The following is an 18,765-nucleotide window of genomic DNA, read 5'->3' on the forward strand; positions in this document are numbered from 1 at the left end:
AGCATGTCAGGCCACTCCAAATGGGCGACGACCAAGCACAAGAAAGCCGTCATCGACGCCAGGCGTGCAAAGTCGTTCGCCAAGCTGATCAAGAACATCGAAGTCGCCGCCCGCATGGGCGGGCCTGACCTCGCCGGCAACCCCGGCCTGGAACTGGCGGTGACCAAGGCCAAGAAGACCTCGGTTCCCAACGACAACATCGACCGCGCCATCAAGCGCGGCGCCGGCCTGACCGGTGAAGTGATCGACTACACCGAGATCATGTACGAGGCCCGCGGCCCCCAGGGCTCGGCCCTGCTGATCGAGTGCCTTACGGACAACAAAAACCGGGCGGCCTCCGAAGTCCGGCTGGCCATCTCCCGCAACGGCGGCACCATCGCCGACCCGGGTTCCGTCAGCTACCTCTTCACCCGCAAGGGCGTGGTAAACCTGCCCAAGAACGGCCTGGCCGAGGACGACGTCCTGATGGCCGTCCTGGACGCCGGTGCCGAGGAAGTCAAGGACAACGGCGAGACCTTCGAGATCCACTCCGAGCCGGGCGACCTGCCGGCCATCCGGGAAGCACTGAAGGAAGCGGGCATCGAATACGACACCGACGAGGTGGAGTTCGTGCCGTCCATGCAGGTGGAACTGGACGTCGACGGTGCACGCAAGTTCATGAAGCTCGCCGATGCGCTGGAAGACCTCGACGACGTCCAGAACGTCTACAGCAACGCGGACTTCAGCGACGAGGTCCAGGCGGCCCTGGAATCCGAGTGACGTCCCGCCTTGGCTGCTGAACCGGTCCGGGAGCCCACCCACCGGGCGCGCGCCGCAGTGGATAGTCCGTGACGCTCCGTGTCCTGGGGGTGGACCCCGGCCTGACCCGGTGCGGCATCGGCGTCGTGGACGTCGAACGGAACCGCCGGGCCACCATGGTGGCAGTCGGAGTGGTGGGCACCTCCCCGGACGAAACCCTGGACCAGCGGCTGCTGGTCATCGCCACGGCAATTGACGACTGGCTGGACCGGTTCGAACCCGAGGTGCTCGCCGTCGAACGCGTCTTCTCGCAACTGAACGTCAGCACCGTGATGGGTGTGGCCCAGGCGTCCGGCGTGGTGATCGCCGCGGCCGCCCGCCGCGGGATCCCGGTGGCGTTGCACACGCCGTCGGAAGTCAAGGCCGCTGTCACCGGCAGCGGCTCCTCCAACAAGGATGCCGTGACCAAACTGGTCACCAAGATTCTCCGCCTCGATGCCCCGCCCCGCCCGGCGGACGCCGCCGACGCCCTGGCGCTGGCCATCACGCACGCCTGGCGGGCGGGAAGCGGGGCCGCCGTGGCCACCACGGGGCCCGGCAGTTCGTCCCTGACGCCCGCCCAGCGCGCGTGGGCGGAGGCGGAGGCCAAGGCGCGCCGCGCACGGTGAATGTCCCTGCCGCTTGCTAGGGTATTCGTAGATATGTTCGGATAGCCGGTCCCTGTCTCGGGGCCGGCGGTACATCGGGAGCCCGGCCTTGATCAGTTTCCTCCGCGGAACCGTAGCCCACGTTGGCCTGTCCACGGCCGTGATCGACCTCAACGGCGCAGGGATGAGCGTGAATGCCACCCCGCAGACGCTCAGCCGCCTGCGCGTGGGCGAGGAGGGACAGCTGTTCACGTCCCTGATTGTCCGGGAGGACTCGCTCACCCTTTTCGGGTTCGCCTCCGATGACGAGCGCGAAGTCTTTGACGTGCTGCTCAGCGTGAGCGGCGTCGGGCCGCGCCTGGCCCTGGCCGTCCTGGCCGTCCACGACCCCGAGGCCATCCGCGTCGCGGCGCACACCGGGGACAGCAAGACCTTCACCAAGGTCCCCGGCATCGGCCCCAAGGTCGCCGGCCGTATTGTCTTGGAACTGGCAGGAAAGCTCGTCCCGCATGGCACGGCAGCCGCCGGGGCGGCCCCGACCGCCGCGGAGGCCGCCTGGAAGCCGCAGGTGGTGGCCGCCATGACCAGCCTGGGCTGGTCGGAGAAGGACGCCTCATCCAGCATCGACAAGGCCTTGGCGGAGGACCCCGAGGTCTCCTTCCGCGGCAATGTTCCCGAGATCCTGCGGACCACGCTCCGCTGGCTCGGCCAGGACGGCGCCCGGGCCGGCAACCGCGTAGGCAGCCGTGGCTGAACCGTCATTGGTGGCTGCGGGGGAGGAGCCGGAGGAACGGGCCATCGAGGCCGCCCTCCGCCCGAAGAACCTGGACGACTTCGTGGGCCAGCACCGGGTCCGCAAGCAGCTGTCCCTGGTCCTGCAGGCATCGAAAATGCGCGGCCGCACGGCCGACCATGTGCTGTTCTCCGGCCCCCCGGGCCTGGGCAAGACCACCCTGGCCATGATCGTGGCCGCGGAGATGAACGCGCCGCTCCGGCTCAGCAGCGGGCCCGCCATCCAGCACGCCGGCGACCTCGCCGCCATCCTCTCCTCCCTGTCCGAGGGCGAAGTCCTGTTCCTCGACGAAATCCACCGCATGTCCCGGCCGGCCGAAGAGATGCTGTACATGGCCATGGAGGACTTCCGCGTGGACATCGTGGTGGGCAAGGGCGCCGGCGCCACCGCCATCCCGCTGGAGCTTCCCCCCTTCACCCTGGTCGGTGCCACCACCCGCGCCGGCCTGCTGCCCGGTCCGCTGCGCGACCGCTTCGGCTTTACCGGGCACCTGGAGTTCTATTCGGTGGCGGAGCTTGAGCTGGTCCTGCGCCGTTCCGCGGGCCTGCTGGACCTGAAGGTGAATTCTGCCGGGTTCGCCGAAATCGCCGGACGCTCCCGGGGAACACCCCGTATCGCCAACCGGCTGCTGCGGCGCGTGCGGGACTGGGCGCTGGTGCACGGGGTCGAGCAGATCGATGCCCGGTCAGCCTCCGCCGCGCTGGACATGTATGAGGTGGACAAGAAGGGCCTGGACCGCCTGGACCGGGCTGTCCTGGACGCCCTGATCACCAAGTTCGGCGGCGGCCCCGTCGGTCTTTCGACGCTGGCGATCGCCGTCGGCGAAGAGACCGAAACCGTCGAAACCGTGGCGGAGCCATTCCTGGTCCGCGAGGGGCTGCTGGGCCGCACCCCGCGGGGGCGGATCGCCATGGCGCCGGCCTGGACGCACCTGGGGTACGCCATCCCGTCCGGAGTCTTCGCGCAGGAGCAGCTGGAGCTTTTCGACCCCGGCGACGACGCCGCCGACGCAGCAGGGCAGGCTCCGCGCAGCCAATAGCAGGCTCCCTTCAGCTTTTCCCTTTAGACTGGTATGACGCTCGGCACGTTCGGGTCTTTGTTTCGCGGGTGGCCCTGCCGCCCCCGCTGCTGGGGAAGGCAGGCTCCTGCCTGCGTGCCTGTCCCGCCCCGGCCGAAACGAAGCCGGCGCCGCCGGAAAATCTGCCAGGCACGTAAAGGAACGGAATTCCCCTTGGATCTAATGTCAATTCTCCTGTTCGTCATGCTGGGCGTGTTCATGTTCATGATGTTCCGCCGCAACAAGAAGACGCAGCAGCAGCAGGCGGAGCTCCAGTCGAAGTTCGGTCCCGGCGTCGAGGTCATGACCAGCTTCGGGCTGTTCGGCCGGATCGTGGCCATCGACGACGCCGAGAACAAGGTCACCCTTGAGCTTTCCCCCGGCAACACCGCCACCGTCCACCGCCAGGCCGTCACCAAGATCATCGAACCGGCTGCAGAGCCCGCAGCGGCGGCACCGGCCATTCCCGACGACGCCTCCTCGCTCACTGCCCCGGAAGACGGAAGCACCGTTACCGGACCCGAGACTCCCGAGGAAACCCTGAAGCGCCTCAACGACGAGGGCAAGAAGGACAGCTAGGCCCGCTGGCCCCTTTTACCCTCTACCGGTGCGGAGAACCGCCGGCGCGGGCTGCAACCCGCACCGGCGGTTTCTCCGCGACTAAGAGAAAGATCGACAATGGCACGAACTGGCCGCAAGAAACCAGGGCTGCGCGTCCTGGTCTGGCTTGGTGTACTCCTGGCGGCACTGACCGCCGTCCTGGCCGGCGGCACCATCGCCGGACAGGCCAGCTGGGCACCCAAACTGGCCCTTGACCTCGAAGGCGGGACCCAGATGATCCTGGCCCCCAAGGTTGAGGGCGGTTCCGGCATCACCGAGGAACAGCTCAACCAGGCCGTGGCGATCATCCGCCAGCGCGTGGACGGCTCCGGCGTCGCCGAAGCGGAAATCAGTACCCAGTCGGGGCGCAACGTGGTGGTCAGCCTGCCCGGCACACCTTCGGCGCAGACCCGCGACCTGATCCAGGCATCAGCGGACATGAACTTCCGTCCCGTCCTGCTCAACGGTGACGGCGCGGCAGTTCCGGCCGAGTCCCGGGTGCCCGACGACCAGCTGCCCAAGCCCACGGCCGAACCGGCCAACAGCAGTGACACCAACTGGATCACCGCGGACGTCTACAAGCAGTTCGAGGCCCTGGACTGCAACAGCGCCGACGCCGAGAAGCCCGAGCGTTCGGACCCCACCAAGCCGCTGGTGACCTGCGAGCCCGCCACCGCCAAGACCCCGGCGATCAAGTACATCCTCGGTCCGGTGGAGGTTAAAGGCAGCAACATCGTCACGTCCTCCTTCCAGCTGCAGCAGGGTGCCCAGGGTGCGGTGACCAATGACTGGGCCGTCAACATCCAGTTCGACGCCGAAGGTACGGCGAAGTTCAAAGAGGTCACCGAACGCCTGAACCAGTTCTACGTGGCCGCCGGGGGCGAGTCCGGCACCGACCCCAAGTCGCAGTTCGCCATCGTGCTGGACGACCAGGTCATTTCCGCGCCGCGGTCCCTGGCCGTCATCACCGACGGCCGGCCCCAGATCACCGGCGGGTTCACCGAACAGACTGCCAAGGCCCTGTCCGACCAGCTGCGGTTCGGCGCCCTTCCCATCAGCTTCGACATCCAAAGCGAGCAGCAGATCTCCGCCACCCTCGGCGGCGAGCAGCTCCGGATGGGCCTGCTGGCCGGACTGATCGGCCTGCTGCTCGTGGTGGTCTACTCCCTCTTCCAGTACCGTGCCCTGGGCTTCGTCACCATCGCCTCGCTGGTCGTGGCAGGTGCCCTGACGTACCTGGCCATCGCCATCCTCGGCTGGACGGAAAATTACCGGCTCTCACTCGCCGGCGTCGCAGGCATCATCGTCGCCATCGGCCAGACCGCCGACTCCTTTATCGTCTACTTCGAGCGCATCCGCGACGAACTCCGCGAAGGACGCGGGCTGGTGTCCGCCGTCGAAAACGGCTGGAAGCGTGCCAAGCGCACCGTCCTGGCCTCCAAGGCCGTCAACCTGCTCGCCGCTCTGGTCCTGTACTTCGTGGCCGTCGGCAACGTCCGCGGGTTCGCCTTCACCCTCGGCCTGACGGCCATCGCCGACCTCATCGTCGTGTTCATGTTCACCCACCCGACCCTGCAGCTCCTGGCACGCACCAGGTTCTTCGGCGAAGGCCACAAGTTCTCGGGCCTTGACCCGGAGCGCCTGGGTGCCGTCCCGTTGTACCGCGGCGCCGGCCGGGTCCGGACACCGGAGGACCGGCCAGCGCCGGTCCGCGCCAAGAACGCCGGAGCGGCGGCCGAAGCGGAGCGCCGGATGACCATCGCCGAGCGCCGGCTGGCGGAGAAACAGGACCAGCTCGCCGGCTCGTCGAAAACTTCTGCGAAGGAGAACAAGTAATGTCAGGCTTCGCGAGCTTCGGCAACGAGCTCTACACCGGAAAGCGCTCCTACGACTTCGTGGGGGCCAAGAAGATCTGGTTCATCATCGCCGCGGCAGCGGTGGCGCTGTCCATCCTCCTTCCCATCGCCAAAGGCGGTTTCAACCTTGGCATCGAGTTCCGCGGCGGGTCCGAGTTCACGGTCTCCAACGTCAGGACCACGGACGCCACGGTGGGCGAGCACGCCGTCACCGATGTTGTCCAGGGCAGCGTTCCCCGGGTGGCGAACGTGGCCGGCAACACCATGCGGATCCAGACGGACAAGCTCACCGACGACGAGACCCTGCGGATCAAGCAGGGCCTCACCACGGCGTACGGCGTCACCGACAACGAAGTGACCTCCACGTTCGTCGGCCCCACGTGGGGTGCCGACGTGACCAAGCAGGCGCTGATCGGCCTGGCGGTGTTTGTGCTCCTGGCCGCCCTGCTCATGGCCCTGTACTTCCGCACCTGGAAGATGTCGCTGTCCGCCATCGCGGGCATGGCGGTGACGATGTTCATCACCGCGGGTGTCTACGCCCTCAGCGACTTCGAGGTGACGCCCTCGGCGATCATCGGGTTCCTCACCGTCCTGAGCTACTCGCTGTACGACACCGTGGTGGTGTTCGACAAGATCCGGGAAAACACCTCCGGCATCGACGCCTCCACGCGCCGTACGTTCGGTGAGGAGGTCAACCTGGCCGTGAACCAAACGCTGGTGCGTTCCATCAACACCATGATGGTGGCTATCCTTCCCGTTGGGGCCATCCTTTTCATCGGCGCCGGCCTGCTCGGCGCCGGAACCCTGCGCGACCTCTCGCTCGCCCTGTTTGTCGGAATCCTCATCGGCACCGCAGCAACCATTTTTGTGGCTGCGCCGATGTACGCGTGGCTGCGGCAGAACGAACCCGAGCTGGTCAAGCAGGCCAAGCGGGTGCAGCAGCGCCGTGCCGGCACGGCGGAACGCAATGTACCGGCGGCTCAGGCCAAGGCCTGATCCTGCCGCCGGCGGGGTACCGCCGGCATCCGGACCGGACGAGGGGCCGGCCCCTGCAGATCATGCGGGGGCCGGCCCTTCGCCGCAGTGGAGCCGGTTACAAAAGTCGCAGCCGTGGGGAATAGACTGGAGGAATTAAACGGTGGTGAGGGGTGCTTCATTGGAAGAACGTTCGGCGTCGGCGCCAGCGGCAGAGGGTGCAAACAGTCCTGCCGGTGCACAAACCGGTGTTGCGTCGTCCGCACGCCCCGGGTCGCTGGTTCCTGTCGACAACTCGGGCTCCCGCCCGACGTTCCCCGGCCGCCGGGAACGCACCCGGTCCCGGCTTGCCAGGCTGACCGGCCGCGGAACCACCACGTACTCTCCCATTCTTGAACCGCTGCTGCGCACCGTCCGGGCCAACAACCCCAAAGAGGACTTCGACCTCATCCAGCGCGCCTTCGACGTTGCCGAGCGAAGCCACCGCGGCCAGAAGCGCAAGAGCGGGGACCCTTACATCACCCACCCGGTGGCCGTGGCCACCATCCTTGCCGAACTCGGGCTCAGCGGCACCACCCTGGCCGCCGCCCTGCTGCACGACACCGTCGAGGACACCCCCTACACGCTGGCCGACCTGAAACGCGACTTCGGGCCGGAAGTGGCCATGCTGGTGGACGGCGTCACCAAGCTGGACAAGGTCAGCTTCGGCGAGGCGGCCCAGTCCGAGACCGTCCGTAAAATGGTCGTCGCCATGGCCAAGGACATCCGTGTCCTGATGATCAAGCTCGCCGACCGCCTGCACAATGCCCGCACCTGGCGCTTTGTTTCCCCGGAGTCCTCAGCGCGGAAAGCCCGGGAAACCCTGGAGATCTTCGCGCCGCTGGCCCACCGCCTCGGCATGAACACCATCAAGTGGGAACTCGAGGACCTGTCCTTCGCGGCGCTGTACCCCAAGGTCTACGAAGAGATCGTGCGGATGGTGGGGGACCGGACCCCCGAGCGCGAAAAGAGCCTGGCCGTCATCCGCGACCAGATCACGGAGGACCTGCGCGCCGCACGGATCAAGGCCACGATCACGGGCAGGCCCAAGCACTACTACTCGATCTACCAAAAGATGATCGTCCGGGACAAGGACTTCGACGACATCAACGACCTCATGGGCGTGCGTGTCCTGGTCGACTCCGTCCGGGACTGCTACGCCGCCCTGGGCACCATGCATTCGCGCTGGAACCCGCTGCCCGGCCGGTTCAAGGACTACATCGCGATGCCCAAGTTCAACATGTACCAGTCGCTGCACACCACGGTGATCGGCCCGGGCGGCAAGCCCGTGGAAATCCAGATCCGGACGCACGAGATGCACCGCCGCGCGGAGTACGGCGTGGCCGCCCACTGGAAGTACAAGGACCAGCCGAACCGCACCGCCGTCGGCCCCGGCAGCCCCCGCGACGGTGACATGGGATGGCTCCGCTCCCTGGTGGACTGGCAGCAGGAAACCTCAGATCCCGGTGAGTTCCTGGATTCACTCCGCTTCGAGATCAACGCCCGCGAAGTCTTTGTGTTCACCCCCAAGGGTGAAGTGATGGCGCTGCCGGCAGGGTCCACCCCCGTGGACTTCGCCTACGCCGTGCACACCGAGGTGGGGCACCGCACCATCGGTGCCCGGGTCAACGGCAAGCTGGTCCCGCTCAACAGCGAACTGAACCACGGCGACTGGGTGGAAATCTTCACCTCCAAGGCTGAGGGCGCCGGTCCCAGCCAGGACTGGCAGCACTTCGTCAAGAGCGCCCGGGCGCGGAACAAGATCCGCCAGTGGTTCAGCAAGGAACGCCGCGAGGAGGCGATCGACCGCGGCAAGGAGCTGCTGACCCGCGCCATGCGCAAGCAGAACCTTCCGCTGCAGCGCCTGATGACCCACGAGGCCCTGGCCGCCGTCGCCGAGGAGTTCAAGTACGCCGATATTTCGGGCCTGTACGCCGGCGTCGGGGACGGGCACACGTCAGCCCAGTCGGTGATGGAAAAGCTCATCGAGAGCCTGGGCGCCAACGAAAGCGCTGACGACGACGTCGCCGAGGTCAGCATCCCCACGCAGGTCACCAAGACCCGGTTCTCCGATTCCGGTGTGGTGGTCCGCGGCGTGGGGGACGTCTGGGTGAAACTGGCACGCTGCTGCACCCCGGTGCCGCCGGATCCCATCCTGGGCTTCGTGACCAGGGGCTCGGGTGTGTCGGTGCACCGGACGGACTGCACCAACATCTCCGACCTGAAGGACCAGCCGGACCGGATTGTCGACGTGGACTGGGCGCCGACGCAGTCCAGCGTCTTCCTGGTGGAAATCCAGGTGGAGGCACTGGACCGGAAGTCGCTGCTGTCCGATGTGACGCGGGTGCTGTCGGACAACCACGTCAATATCCTGGCCGCCAGCGTCCATACCTCCACGGACCGCGTGGCGATTTCACGGTTCGCCTTCGAGATGGGCGATCCCAAGTACCTGAGCCACGTCCTCAGCGCCGTCCGCCGGATCGATGGCGTCTTCGACGTCTACCGCACCACCGGCAACAAGCGCCGGAGCTAGCCGGCCCAGCTTCTCCAGGGCGGCCCGCTTGTGCGGTACGCGGGGTGTAGCCTCGATGGCGCGGACCAGGAGCCGGAGGCGGACGTCCTGCTGCGGCCGGGCCAGCAATGCCGCGAGGGCGGGCACCGCCCGTTCCGGCTCGACGTGCAGGGCGATGTCCAGGGCTGTCCGCAGCGGACTGGATACCATCAGGCCGCCGAGGCTGACGACGTCGAACGGCCCAAGCTTCACCTCGTGCAGGGTGCAGCCGCGCGTACTGCGCAGGCTGGATACCCTCCGCTTGGCGTCCACGAGCAGTGCCAGCCGGTCCGGTTCCGGTGCGCAGCCGTAGATCCAGGCCGCTGTCATCCGCCCGGCGACAACCCGCTGCCGGATGGCCGCCGGTACCGCGCCGGCCGCCGCCCGCGCCCTCAGCTGCGGGGAGGCTGCCAGGCCGGGGAGGGTGTAGCCGTGCTGGTGGAAGCGGGCCAGCAGGCCATCAGCTGCAAGGGACTGGAGTTCGGGGCCGGCGAAAGGGCTGCCTGGCGCGTACAGCTCGGGGAAGCGTGGCGGCGGGGCAGGATCCGGGCCGGCCGCCGGCGCGCCGTGGCAGGGTGCGGAACCGTTCAGGTCCCTGCCCGGGCGGGCGGCGGGGGAAGCGGCTGGTATCGGCATCTCCCCATCCTGCCGCTGACCGGCACAACAGAAACAGGCCCGGTCCCGGTTATGTGGATAACCGGGACCGGGCCTGTCGCCATGCGTGAGGTCAGGAGAGCTACGTCAGTTCGCTGGCCGACCGCTGGATCTGGTCAAGCCAGGCCTGGCGCGCCTCGAGGGCTTCCCGGGCGGTCTTGATCTTGCGCTGGTCACCGCTCTGCTCGGCCTTGGCAAGGTCATCCTGCAGGCCCGCGATCGCGGACTCCAGCTGGGAGAGCGCACTGTTGGTGCGGGCCTTGCGTTCCGGGTTGGACCGCTGCCACTGCTCTTCCTCGGCGTGCCGGACAGCGTCCTCGACCTTCCGCAGGCCGGCCTCGACGCGGCCCATGTCCGCGCGCGGCACCTTTCCGGCTTCCTCCCACCGGTCGCGGATGGACTGCAGCGCCTTCTTCGCGGCGGACAGGTCCGTCACGGGCAGGATCTCGTTGGCCTCGGCAAGGAGTGCTTCCTTAACCGTGAGGTTCGCGGCGTATTCCTGGTCGATCTCGTCGTTCGCGGCCTGCCGGGACGTGAAGAAGACGTCCTGCGCGGCGCGGAACCGTGCCCAGAGCGCGTCGTCGTCCTTGCGGCTGGCACGTGGAGATGCCTTCCACTGGTCCATGAGCCGGCGGTACTCGCCGGCGGCGAAGCCCCAGTCGGTCGACGTGGACAGGGCCTCGGCCTCTGCGATCAGCTTTTCCTTGGCAGCCTTGGCGGCGGAGTTGTTGCTGTCCAGCTGGGAGAAGTACGCGCGGCGGTGCCGGTCGAACACGGTGCGCGCAGCCCGGAAGCGCTTCCAGAGCGCGTCCTCGTTGCTGCGGCCCAGCCTGACCCCGCTCTTCTGTGCAGCTTTCCAGTTCTCGAACAGCTCGTTCATGCGGGCGCTGGAGGTCTTCCACTGCGTCTGCGCCGGGTCCTGCCCGGAGATCTGCTCGGCCTCGGCGACGATCGCTTCACGGGCAGCCAGCTCGGAGGCGCGCACAGCGTCGTGCTCAGCCTTTTCGGCCTTCTCAAGCTCGGTGATCTGGCCGGCCAGCTTGTCCAGCCTGGCTTCGGCGGCACGGAGGTCGCCCACCATGTTGCGTTCGGCCAACTGTTCGCGCAGGTGCGTCACGGTCTTCTGCATGTCGGTGCTCGGCGCCTTGGAGCTGACCCGCTGCTCAAGGAGCACGATCTGGGCCACCACGTCGTCGTATTTCCGCGCGAAGTACGTCAGCGCCTCGTCGTCGCTGACGCCGGGGTACTGCCCGACGAGGTGCTCACCGCCGTCGATGGCCAGGAACACATGGCCGTCGCCTTCGACGCGCGCCCACTTGGCGGCCTCGGCAACGGACGTGCTGGGCGACGCGGGCATCGGCGCGGCCGCGGGGGCTGCAGCGGCAGGCTTCGGGCGGGACGCGAAGGCGGCGGGGGAGGGCGCTGACGGCCGGGGCCCCGGTGCGGGAGCAGGAGCGGGCACGGGGGCAGCAGCGGGTGCCGGCGTTTCCGGGGCGGCGGCCTCTTCGGGGGCTGCAGGTTCCTGGGTGCCTGCGGCGTCGCTTCCTGCGCCTTCAGCGGCTGGCGCCGCCGTTTCGGCCAGGTCTGTTGCTGTTTCGTCGGATTGCTGACTGTCTGTCACCGCTAAAAGTCTTTCGCTTGGAGGGAACTGCTCACGTTCTGCACCAGGCCGCGCGCGGCCCGGCTTCCTACTTCAGAGAAAACGAGTCTATCGTGACTGGTTGTTTTGGCGCGCCGTCCGTGTCGCTGCTGCCCGGCGTGATGCCGGCGGCGGCTATCCCGGCCACCACGTCCAGCCCGGAGGTCACCTTGCCCACCACCGTGTAGCCCCCGGCTGTGTCGGGGTTGATGACGGTGTCCTTGTAGACAATGAAGAACTGTGTCCCGTTTCCGTAGGCGTTGTTGCCTGTGCGGGCCACAGCAATGGTTCCGGCGGGATAGGTGTTGTCAGCGGGGGTGTTCTCCAGCGGGCCCCAGGTGTAGTTGGGGTCGCCTTGGCCGTCGCCGCCGGGGGAGCCGCACTGCAGCACGGCGAACGAGTCGGCGGTGGTCAGCCGGTGGCAGGTCTTGCCGCTGAAATAGCCTTCATCGCTGAGGGATTTGAAGACGGCGGCCGCTTGCGGGGCCTTGGTGCCGTCCAGTTCCACGCCCAGCGGGCTGCCGTTCAGGAGCAGCTCACCCGTGAACGTCTTTCCGGCCGCAGTATCCGCGGCCGGGATGTTCGGGCCGTTGGTGGCCTGGGCGGAGGGGGTGGCGGACGGGCTTGCCGAGGCGGAGGGGTCGGTCAGGCCAGCCTGCGCTGCAGCGTATTCGTCTTCGGTGGGGTTCCCGGCGAAGGCGGTGAGTTGAAGGACGACGGCGAGCAGCACGGCGGCGGTTCCGGCGCCTGCGGCCACAAGGTTGTCGCGCTTGCGCCGCTTCTCCTGGCCACGCCGCAGCTCACGCTTGGCCTCCATTTGCTGGACGCGCCGCTTTGCTTCGCGGGCACTGCGTGCACTGGCCGCCAAGGGTCCTCCTTCTCGTCGGACTGCGCACGGGCGGGGCATGCCCCGGGCGCAGATAACGGCCGCCAGGGTCCGCCCGTCCGCCGCATTAGAGATGCACGCGGATGGGCGCATAAACTGGCTGCCGCACATAGTTTATGCATGACTGGCCGGGCAGCAGCCCCATGGCGCCTCCAACGGCAGCCCCGGCGCACCTCTTCACCCAAAGGAGAACCTTCCCCATGGCACGCACCGCCTCCCTGTCCGGATTCCCCGAGTGGCTTCCCGAGGAGCGGCTGGTGGAGCTGCATGTTCTCGACACCCTGCGCCGGGTCTTTGAACTGCACGGGTTCGCCTCCATTGAGACCCGCGCCGTGGAAACCGTGGGCCAGTTGCTGCGCAAGGGTGAAATCGACAAGGAGGTCTACGGGCTGAGCCGGCTCCAGGAAGATGACAGCGACAACCCGGTCAAGGGCGGCAAGGCCGACCCCCACGCACTGGCCCTGCACTTCGACCTCACCGTCCCCTTCGCCCGCTATGTTGTGGAGAACGCCGGTTACCTTGCCTTCCCGTTCCGCCGCTACCAGATCCAGAAGGTGTGGCGGGGTGAGCGGCCGCAGGAGGGTCGGGCACGCGAATTCACCCAGGCTGACATCGACGTGGTGGGAGACGGCGAGCTGCCGTTCCGTTACGACGTGGAGATTGCACTGGTGATCGCCGAAGCGCTCAGCGCACTGCCGATTCCCGACTTCCGGCTCCGCATCAACAACCGCAAACTCGCCGAGGGGTTCTACCGCGGCATCGGACTCGACGACACCGCCGGGGTGCTCCGCAGCATCGACAAACTCGAAAAAATCGGTCCCGACAAGGTGGCCGAACTGCTCAAGTCCGAGCTCGGCGCAACCGACGAACAGGCCCGCAAGGCGCTCCAGCTGGCGGCCATCCGCACCGAGGACACCTCGTTCGTGGGACAGGTGCGGGCCCTGGGCGTCAGCAACGACCTCCTCGACGAAGGCCTGGACGAGCTCGAACAGGTCATCGACGCCGCCGTCCAGCGTGCCCCCGGAAAGGTCCTGGCCGACCTCAGCATCGCCCGCGGCCTGGACTATTACACGGGCACGGTGGTGGAAACCGTGCTGGTGGGCCACGAGCAGCTCGGGTCCATCTGCTCCGGCGGCCGCTACGACGCGCTGGCATCCAAGGGCAACCGCAAGTTCCCCGGCGTCGGACTTTCCATCGGCGTGACGCGCCTGGTGTCCCGGATCCTCAGCCAGGACCTGGCCAGGGCCTCCCGTTCCGTTCCCACCACCGTGCTGGTGGCGCTGACCCACGACGACAGCTGGGGCGCGGCCCAGGACGTGGCCGCCCTGTTGCGCAGCCGGGGGATCCCCACGGAGGTGGCGGCGAAGGCGGACAAGTTCGGCAAGCAGATCAAGTTCGCGGACAAGCGGGGGATCCCCTTCGTCTGGTTCACCGACGACGACGGCACGCACCAGGTCAAGGACATCCGCACCGGGGAACAGGTGCTGGCCGCCCCGGAAACCTGGATGCCGCCCGTCGAGGACCTGACGGTGCAGGTGTCGACGGTCGGGAAGGCTGCGGCCGCCGTCTAAGTGCCTGGCTGGTGCCGCCGGAAACGCAGCACCAGCCAGCGTCCCGCCACGCCCGCCCCCAGGACCGCGGCCATGGCCAGGACCGATCCCGGCGGCAGCGTGAGCGCCAGGACCAGGCAGCCGATGAACCCCACCGCGTTGAGCCAGCGCGGCGCGTAGGCGGGGTGGGCTGCGAGGGTGAACGCGGAGGCATTCGCCACGGCGTAGTAGACCAGCACGCCGAAGCTCGAGAACCCCACGACGGTCATCACGTCGGTTGTGAGCAGGAGCAGGATGACGACGGCGGCCACGCCCAGTTCCGCGGCGAACGGAACCGTGTGGCGCCCGCCCACCGCCGCGAGGAAGTTCGGCAGGTCGTGTTCCCGTGCCATCGCCAGCGTGGTCCGTCCCACGCCTGTGACCAGTGCCAGGAGCGCGCCCAGGCAGGCTGCCGCGGCTCCGGCCTGGACCAGCGGCGATCCGGCGGACAGCTCTGAGTGAAGGACCGCGTCCAGCAAAGGGGTCCCGGTGGCGGCGAGTCCGCCGCCGAGATGGTTCAGCAGGAGCAGTGCCAGAGTGAGGTAGATGGCGAAGGCCGCTGCCAGGGCCGCGAGGATGGCGCGGGGGATGGACCGGGACGGGTCTTTGACTTCTTCACCCAGGGTGGCAATCCGTGCGTAGCCTGCGAAGGCGAAGAACATCAGTCCGGCGGCCGGCAGGACGCCCCAGCCGGCGCCTTGCGGCGCTGCCGGTTCCCCTGTGGCAGGGTGCGGGCCGAGGGCCCCGGCGAGGGCGACGAAAACCAGGGTGGCCAGGACCACGGCCAGCAGGATCCGGGTGAGCAGGGCCGTGCGGGTGATCCCCAGCAGGTTGACGCCGGTGAGGCCTAGCACGGCGGCGATTGCCACGGGCACTGCGAAGTCGCGTGCCACGTAGCTGCCAAACGTCAGCGCCATCGCGGCACAGGACGCCGTCTTGCCGGTCACGAAGCCCCAGCCGGCCAGGAAGCCCGGCCACTCGCCGAGCTGTTTGCGGCCATACACATATGTGCCGCCGCTGGTGGGGTATTTCGCTGCCAGGGCCGCTGACGCCACCGCGTTGCAGTAGGCCACCGCCCCGGCGAGGGCAACGGAAACCACCAGCAGGTTCCCTGCCAGGGCGGCGGCCGGGGCGAAAACGGCAAAGACGCCGGCGCCCAGCATGGAACCAAGGCCGATGGCGGTGGCATCGAATGTGCCAAGCCGTCGTTGCAGCTGCTGCTGGGCGCTCATGCGGCGGCAGTCCCCTTCCAACGGGTAAACTCGGACGGGATCGTTCCTGGAACGATCATATTGAACTTCCCACTGTATTCCCGCAGAAAGGCGTGCTGTGCTGCGCACACATGACCTCGGATCCCTTCGCTCCGAGCACATTGGACAAACCGTAACCCTGGCCGGCTGGGTGGGCCGCCGCCGTGACCACGGTGGCGTGGCCTTCGTGGACCTGCGTGACGCCTCGGGCGTCTCCCAGGTGGTGGTGCGGGAGGAAGAGGTCTTCCACGGCCTGCGCAACGAGTACGTCCTGCAGGTCAAGGGGACAGTGTCGAAGCGGCCGGAAGGCAACGAAAACCCGGCCCTGGCCACCGGCGAAATCGAGGTCATTGCCGAGGAAGTCACCATCCTCAACACCTCGGACCCGCTCCCGTTCCAGATCGACGAGCACGTCGAAGTGGGCGAGGAAGCCCGGCTAAAGCACCGCTACCTGGACCTTCGCCGTCCCGGTCCCAGCCGGAACCTGCGCCTTCGCTCCGAGGCCAACCGCGTGGCCCGCGAATTGCTGCACCATGAGGGCTTCGTCGAGATCGAGACTCCCACGCTGACGCGGTCGACGCCGGAAGGCGCCCGTGACTTCCTGGTTCCGGCCCGCCTGGCGCCGGGTTCCTGGTACGCGCTTCCGCAGTCCCCGCAGCTGTTCAAGCAGCTGCTGCAGGTGGGCGGCTTCGAGAAGTACTACCAGATCGCCCGCTGCTACCGGGACGAGGACTTCCGCGCGGACCGCCAGCCCGAATTCACGCAGCTGGACATCGAGGCCAGCTTCGTGGACCAGGACGACATCATCCGGCTCGGCGAAAACATCGTCAAGGCTGTCTGGCAGCTCATCGGCGTGGACATCCCCACGCCCATCCAGCGGATCACCTATGCCGACGCCATGGCCCGCTACGGCTCCGACAAGCCGGACCTGCGCTTCGGCCAGGAGCTGACCGAGCTGACCGACTTCTTCAAGGACACCAATTTCGGCGTCTTCAAGGCGCCCTACGTGGGTGCCGTCGTCATGCCCGGGGGTGCCTCGCAGGCACGCCGCGCCCTGGACGCCTGGCAGGAATGGGCCAAGCAGCGCGGTGCGAAGGGCCTGGCCTACGTCCTCTACAAGGAAGACGGCGAGCTTGCCGGACCGGTCGCCAAGAACCTTACGGACATCGAACGCGCCGGCCTGGCCGACGCCGTGGGCGCCAAGCCCGGTGACTGCATCTTCTTCGCCGCCGGCGAGAAGACCCCTTCCCGTGCACTCCTTGGCGCTGCCCGCGTGGAGATCGGCCACCGGACCGGCCTGATCGACCCCACCGCCTGGGCATTCTGCTGGGTCGTCGACGCGCCCATGTTCGAGCCCGCCGCTGCCGCCGTCGCCTCCGGCGACGTCGCCGTGGGGGCAGGACAGTGGACCGCCGTGCACCACGCCTTCACCTCGCCCAAGCCCGAGTTCCTTGACACGTTCGACAAGGACCCGGAGTCGGCGCTGTCCTACGCCTACGACATCGTGTGCAACGGCAACGAAATCGGCGGCGGCTCCATCCGTATCCACCAGCGGGACGTGCAGGAGCGCGTCTTTGAGCTGATGGGCCTGGACAAGCAGGACGCCCAGACCAAGTTCGGCTTCCTGCTTGAAGGTTTCAAGTACGGCGCCCCGCCGCACGGCGGAATCGCTTTCGGCTGGGACCGCGTGGTGTCTTTGCTGGCGGGCGTGGAGTCCATCCGCGACGTGATCGCCTTCCCGAAGTCCGGTGGCGGCCACGACCCCCTGACGGAGGCCCCGGCACCCATCACGCCGCAGCAGCGCAAGGAAGCCGGCGTGGACTTCAAGCCCGAGGCCAAGAAGCCGGAAGTGAAGAAGCCCGAAGACAAGCAGTAGTGCACGGCTAGTGGCCCCAGGCCGTAGACATTGGAGGTTCCCCGGTCCGCCCGGGGGACCTCCTGTCGTTAAGAAAGGAACAACCCCGTGACCACACCGTGCCAGCACCAACCCGCCCCCGTGGGCCTTGAAGCCGCCATGGACGCAGCGTGGCCCGCACTGGACCGCCAGGATGTCGGCGGCTGGACGCTGCGGGCGGCCGCAGGCGTCACCCAGCGAGCCAATTCCATCTGGCCGCGCACCACCAGCGGGGACCCGGCCCTGCAGCTGGCACAGCTGCGCGAAGCCCGCGCCTGGTACCGCAGCCGCCGGCTGCCCGTGATCTTCCAGGTCTTCGAGGGGCAGCATGCTGCCGGCCTCAACGACCTGCTCGACGCCGAGGGGTTCACCAGGCAGGCCGAAACGTTGGTGATGACCCGCGGACCGCTGGCCGGAACAGCTGAGAACCCGGCAGTGGAGATTTCCCGGGAACCTACCGCCGACTGGCTGCGGGTTTGGTGGGACGTGGACGGCCGCGGCGGACCGGACGCCCTGGCAACGGCCCGCGATATCCTGGCGGGCTGTCCCGCGATGTACGCGCTGGTGCGCGGCGGGGACGGGCTGCCCGCCGCCGTCGGCCGCCTCGCCGTCCCCGCCGGCGGCACGCACGGCGGCCTGTACTGCATGGCCACCCTGCCGGGGGAGCGCCGCCGGGGCTACGGCACGGCCATCCTCCGGGCCCTGCTGAACGCCGGCGCCGAGCAGGGGCTGTCCGGCTACTGGCTGCTGGTGACGGCGGCGAACCATCCGGCGCAGGACCTGTACGCCAAGGCCGGGTTCACGGAAGCGGGCCGCTATCTGTACCGGCAGGAGCGTCCCCGCCGGGCCTTGATTGGCTGCTGAACGGCGCGTCCGCGCGGCAGGAAAATGAGTGGCGGACAGAAGCGGCACCTACCTGCCCGGGTCCGTAATGGTGACCCGCACCGCGCACGCGTCCGTTGCGGCCTTCTTCAAGATGGCCGCCCTGGGCTCCGGTACGTCGAGATAGGCGAGGCGGGGCAGTTGGGCATATGGGCGCAGGGGAGGTTGCTGGAGGACAAGGTCAGCCAGGGCCCTGTCGCCGCCTGGCACCACGTACTCGAACGCCGCACCACCGAACACCTCAGCTGCCTGCCCAGCCACAGCCGCCACCAGGGCGTCCGCCTGGTTGGAACGGCGCCGGGCGAAACGCTGCTGGGACTGTCCGCCCGCGGCGGTGCGCGGCTGGACGTACCGTGTGCCCGCTTTCGACGCCAGCAGCGTGCCCTCGGTTGCCACGCCGATGCCGTAGCCGCCCCGCCGCACCAGCAGCAGTCCCAGTCGGCGCGGCTGGGACGCGAGGGCCGCCAGGCGCTCCAATGGACCGGTGCCCCGTCCCGGCCGCCCGTCTGTAGGCCACGGCGACTGCAGCAGCGCGACGGTGCCGTCCGTTGCAAGAAGGCGGAGGCCGTCGTCGTCATCCTGCAGCCGGTAACCACCATGGGACGCGGCAAACCGCCCTGCCCAGCCCTCCAGCCGGGCCCCGGGCACGAACGCCGTCCGGACGGACGGCGGGCCGCCGGCGGAATCAGTGGCGGGCATGGGCGATCCTTCGCTG

16 protein-coding genes are annotated in these 18,765 nt (G+C 68.2%); 11 read left to right on the forward strand and 5 right to left on the reverse strand.

Annotation, left to right across the window (positions count from 1 at the left end; translation table 11 throughout):
- Nucleotides 1–3 precede the first annotated feature (3 nt).
- The 8 genes from ACYSM9_RS08245 (at nt 4) to ACYSM9_RS08280 (ending at nt 9,238) form a co-directional block, all read left to right on the forward strand.
- Nucleotides 4–759 carry a YebC/PmpR family DNA-binding transcriptional regulator gene (locus tag ACYSM9_RS08245; protein WP_461856490.1) on the forward strand — a complete coding sequence of 252 codons (756 nt, stop codon included), beginning with the start codon at nt 4–6 and terminating at the stop codon, nt 757–759.
- 68 nt (nt 760–827) lie between these two features.
- Nucleotides 828–1,406, forward strand: coding sequence for a crossover junction endodeoxyribonuclease RuvC (gene ruvC / locus ACYSM9_RS08250; protein WP_461856491.1), 579 nt, complete (start codon nt 828–830; stop codon nt 1,404–1,406).
- Between the two features lie 88 nt (nt 1,407–1,494).
- Nucleotides 1,495–2,139, forward strand: coding sequence for a Holliday junction branch migration protein RuvA (gene ruvA / locus ACYSM9_RS08255; RefSeq protein ID WP_461856492.1), 645 nt, complete (start codon nt 1,495–1,497; stop codon nt 2,137–2,139).
- Complete coding sequence (gene ruvB / locus ACYSM9_RS08260) at nt 2,132–3,217, forward strand: Holliday junction branch migration DNA helicase RuvB (protein ID WP_461856493.1); 1,086 nt, start codon at nt 2,132–2,134, stop codon at nt 3,215–3,217. The genes ruvA and ruvB overlap by 8 nt, the downstream gene beginning before the upstream one ends.
- A gap of 201 nt (nt 3,218–3,418) precedes the next feature.
- Complete coding sequence (gene yajC / locus ACYSM9_RS08265; RefSeq protein WP_461856494.1) at nt 3,419–3,814, forward strand: preprotein translocase subunit YajC; 396 nt, start codon at nt 3,419–3,421, stop codon at nt 3,812–3,814.
- Between the two features lie 99 nt (nt 3,815–3,913).
- Nucleotides 3,914–5,671, forward strand: coding sequence for a protein translocase subunit SecD (gene secD, locus ACYSM9_RS08270; RefSeq protein WP_461856495.1), 1,758 nt, complete (start codon nt 3,914–3,916; stop codon nt 5,669–5,671).
- Nucleotides 5,671–6,687, forward strand: coding sequence for a protein translocase subunit SecF (gene secF, locus ACYSM9_RS08275; RefSeq protein ID WP_461856496.1), 1,017 nt, complete (start codon nt 5,671–5,673; stop codon nt 6,685–6,687). The genes secD and secF overlap by 1 nt, the downstream gene beginning before the upstream one ends.
- A 160-nt stretch (nt 6,688–6,847) precedes the next feature.
- Nucleotides 6,848–9,238, forward strand: a complete 2,391-nt coding sequence (locus ACYSM9_RS08280; RefSeq protein WP_461856497.1) for a RelA/SpoT family protein — start codon at nt 6,848–6,850, stop codon at nt 9,236–9,238.
- On the opposite strand, the gene ACYSM9_RS08285 is transcribed toward ACYSM9_RS08280, so the two are convergent.
- The 3 genes from ACYSM9_RS08285 to ACYSM9_RS08295 form a co-directional block, all read right to left on the reverse strand.
- On the reverse strand, nt 9,119–9,892 hold the full coding sequence (locus tag ACYSM9_RS08285; protein ID WP_461856498.1) for a hypothetical protein: 774 nt from the start codon (nt 9,890–9,892) through the stop codon (nt 9,119–9,121). The genes ACYSM9_RS08280 and ACYSM9_RS08285 overlap by 120 nt on opposite strands.
- A gap of 100 nt (nt 9,893–9,992) precedes the next feature.
- Nucleotides 9,993–11,531, reverse strand: a complete 1,539-nt coding sequence (locus ACYSM9_RS08290; RefSeq protein ID WP_461856499.1) for a DUF349 domain-containing protein — start codon at nt 11,529–11,531, stop codon at nt 9,993–9,995.
- Nucleotides 11,532–11,598: 67 nt separating this feature from the next.
- Nucleotides 11,599–12,417 (reverse strand): peptidylprolyl isomerase, encoded by an 819-nt coding sequence (locus ACYSM9_RS08295; protein WP_461856500.1) that lies wholly within the window; start codon nt 12,415–12,417, stop codon nt 11,599–11,601.
- Between the two features lie 218 nt (nt 12,418–12,635).
- Between ACYSM9_RS08295 and hisS the strand changes: the two genes are divergently transcribed.
- Nucleotides 12,636–14,006, forward strand: coding sequence for a histidine--tRNA ligase (gene hisS / locus ACYSM9_RS08300; protein WP_461856501.1), 1,371 nt, complete (start codon nt 12,636–12,638; stop codon nt 14,004–14,006).
- Here the strand turns inward: hisS and ACYSM9_RS08305 are convergent.
- Nucleotides 14,003–15,256: an APC family permease gene (locus ACYSM9_RS08305; RefSeq protein ID WP_461856502.1), complete on the reverse strand. Its 1,254-nt coding sequence runs from the start codon at nt 15,254–15,256 to the stop codon at nt 14,003–14,005. The two genes, hisS and ACYSM9_RS08305, sit on opposite strands and share 4 nt — an antisense overlap.
- A gap of 97 nt (nt 15,257–15,353) precedes the next feature.
- Between ACYSM9_RS08305 and aspS the strand changes: the two genes are divergently transcribed.
- A complete protein-coding gene (gene aspS, locus ACYSM9_RS08310; RefSeq protein WP_461856503.1) occupies nt 15,354–17,150 on the forward strand; it encodes an aspartate--tRNA ligase in 1,797 nt (598 codons plus the stop codon).
- A 138-nt stretch (nt 17,151–17,288) separates the two neighbouring features.
- Nucleotides 17,289–18,032, forward strand: a complete 744-nt coding sequence (locus tag ACYSM9_RS08315) for a GNAT family N-acetyltransferase (RefSeq protein WP_461856575.1) — start codon at nt 17,289–17,291, stop codon at nt 18,030–18,032.
- A gap of 48 nt (nt 18,033–18,080) precedes the next feature.
- Here the strand turns inward: ACYSM9_RS08315 and ACYSM9_RS08320 are convergent, their stop codons facing one another.
- The gene (locus ACYSM9_RS08320; protein ID WP_461856504.1) at nt 18,081–18,749 is read right to left on the reverse strand and encodes an acVLRF1 family peptidyl-tRNA hydrolase; all 669 of its coding nucleotides are present in this window, start codon (nt 18,747–18,749) and stop codon (nt 18,081–18,083) included.
- Nucleotides 18,750–18,765 lie beyond the last annotated feature (16 nt).

The sequence above is a fragment of the Arthrobacter sp. C152 genome (genome assembly GCF_054890965.1).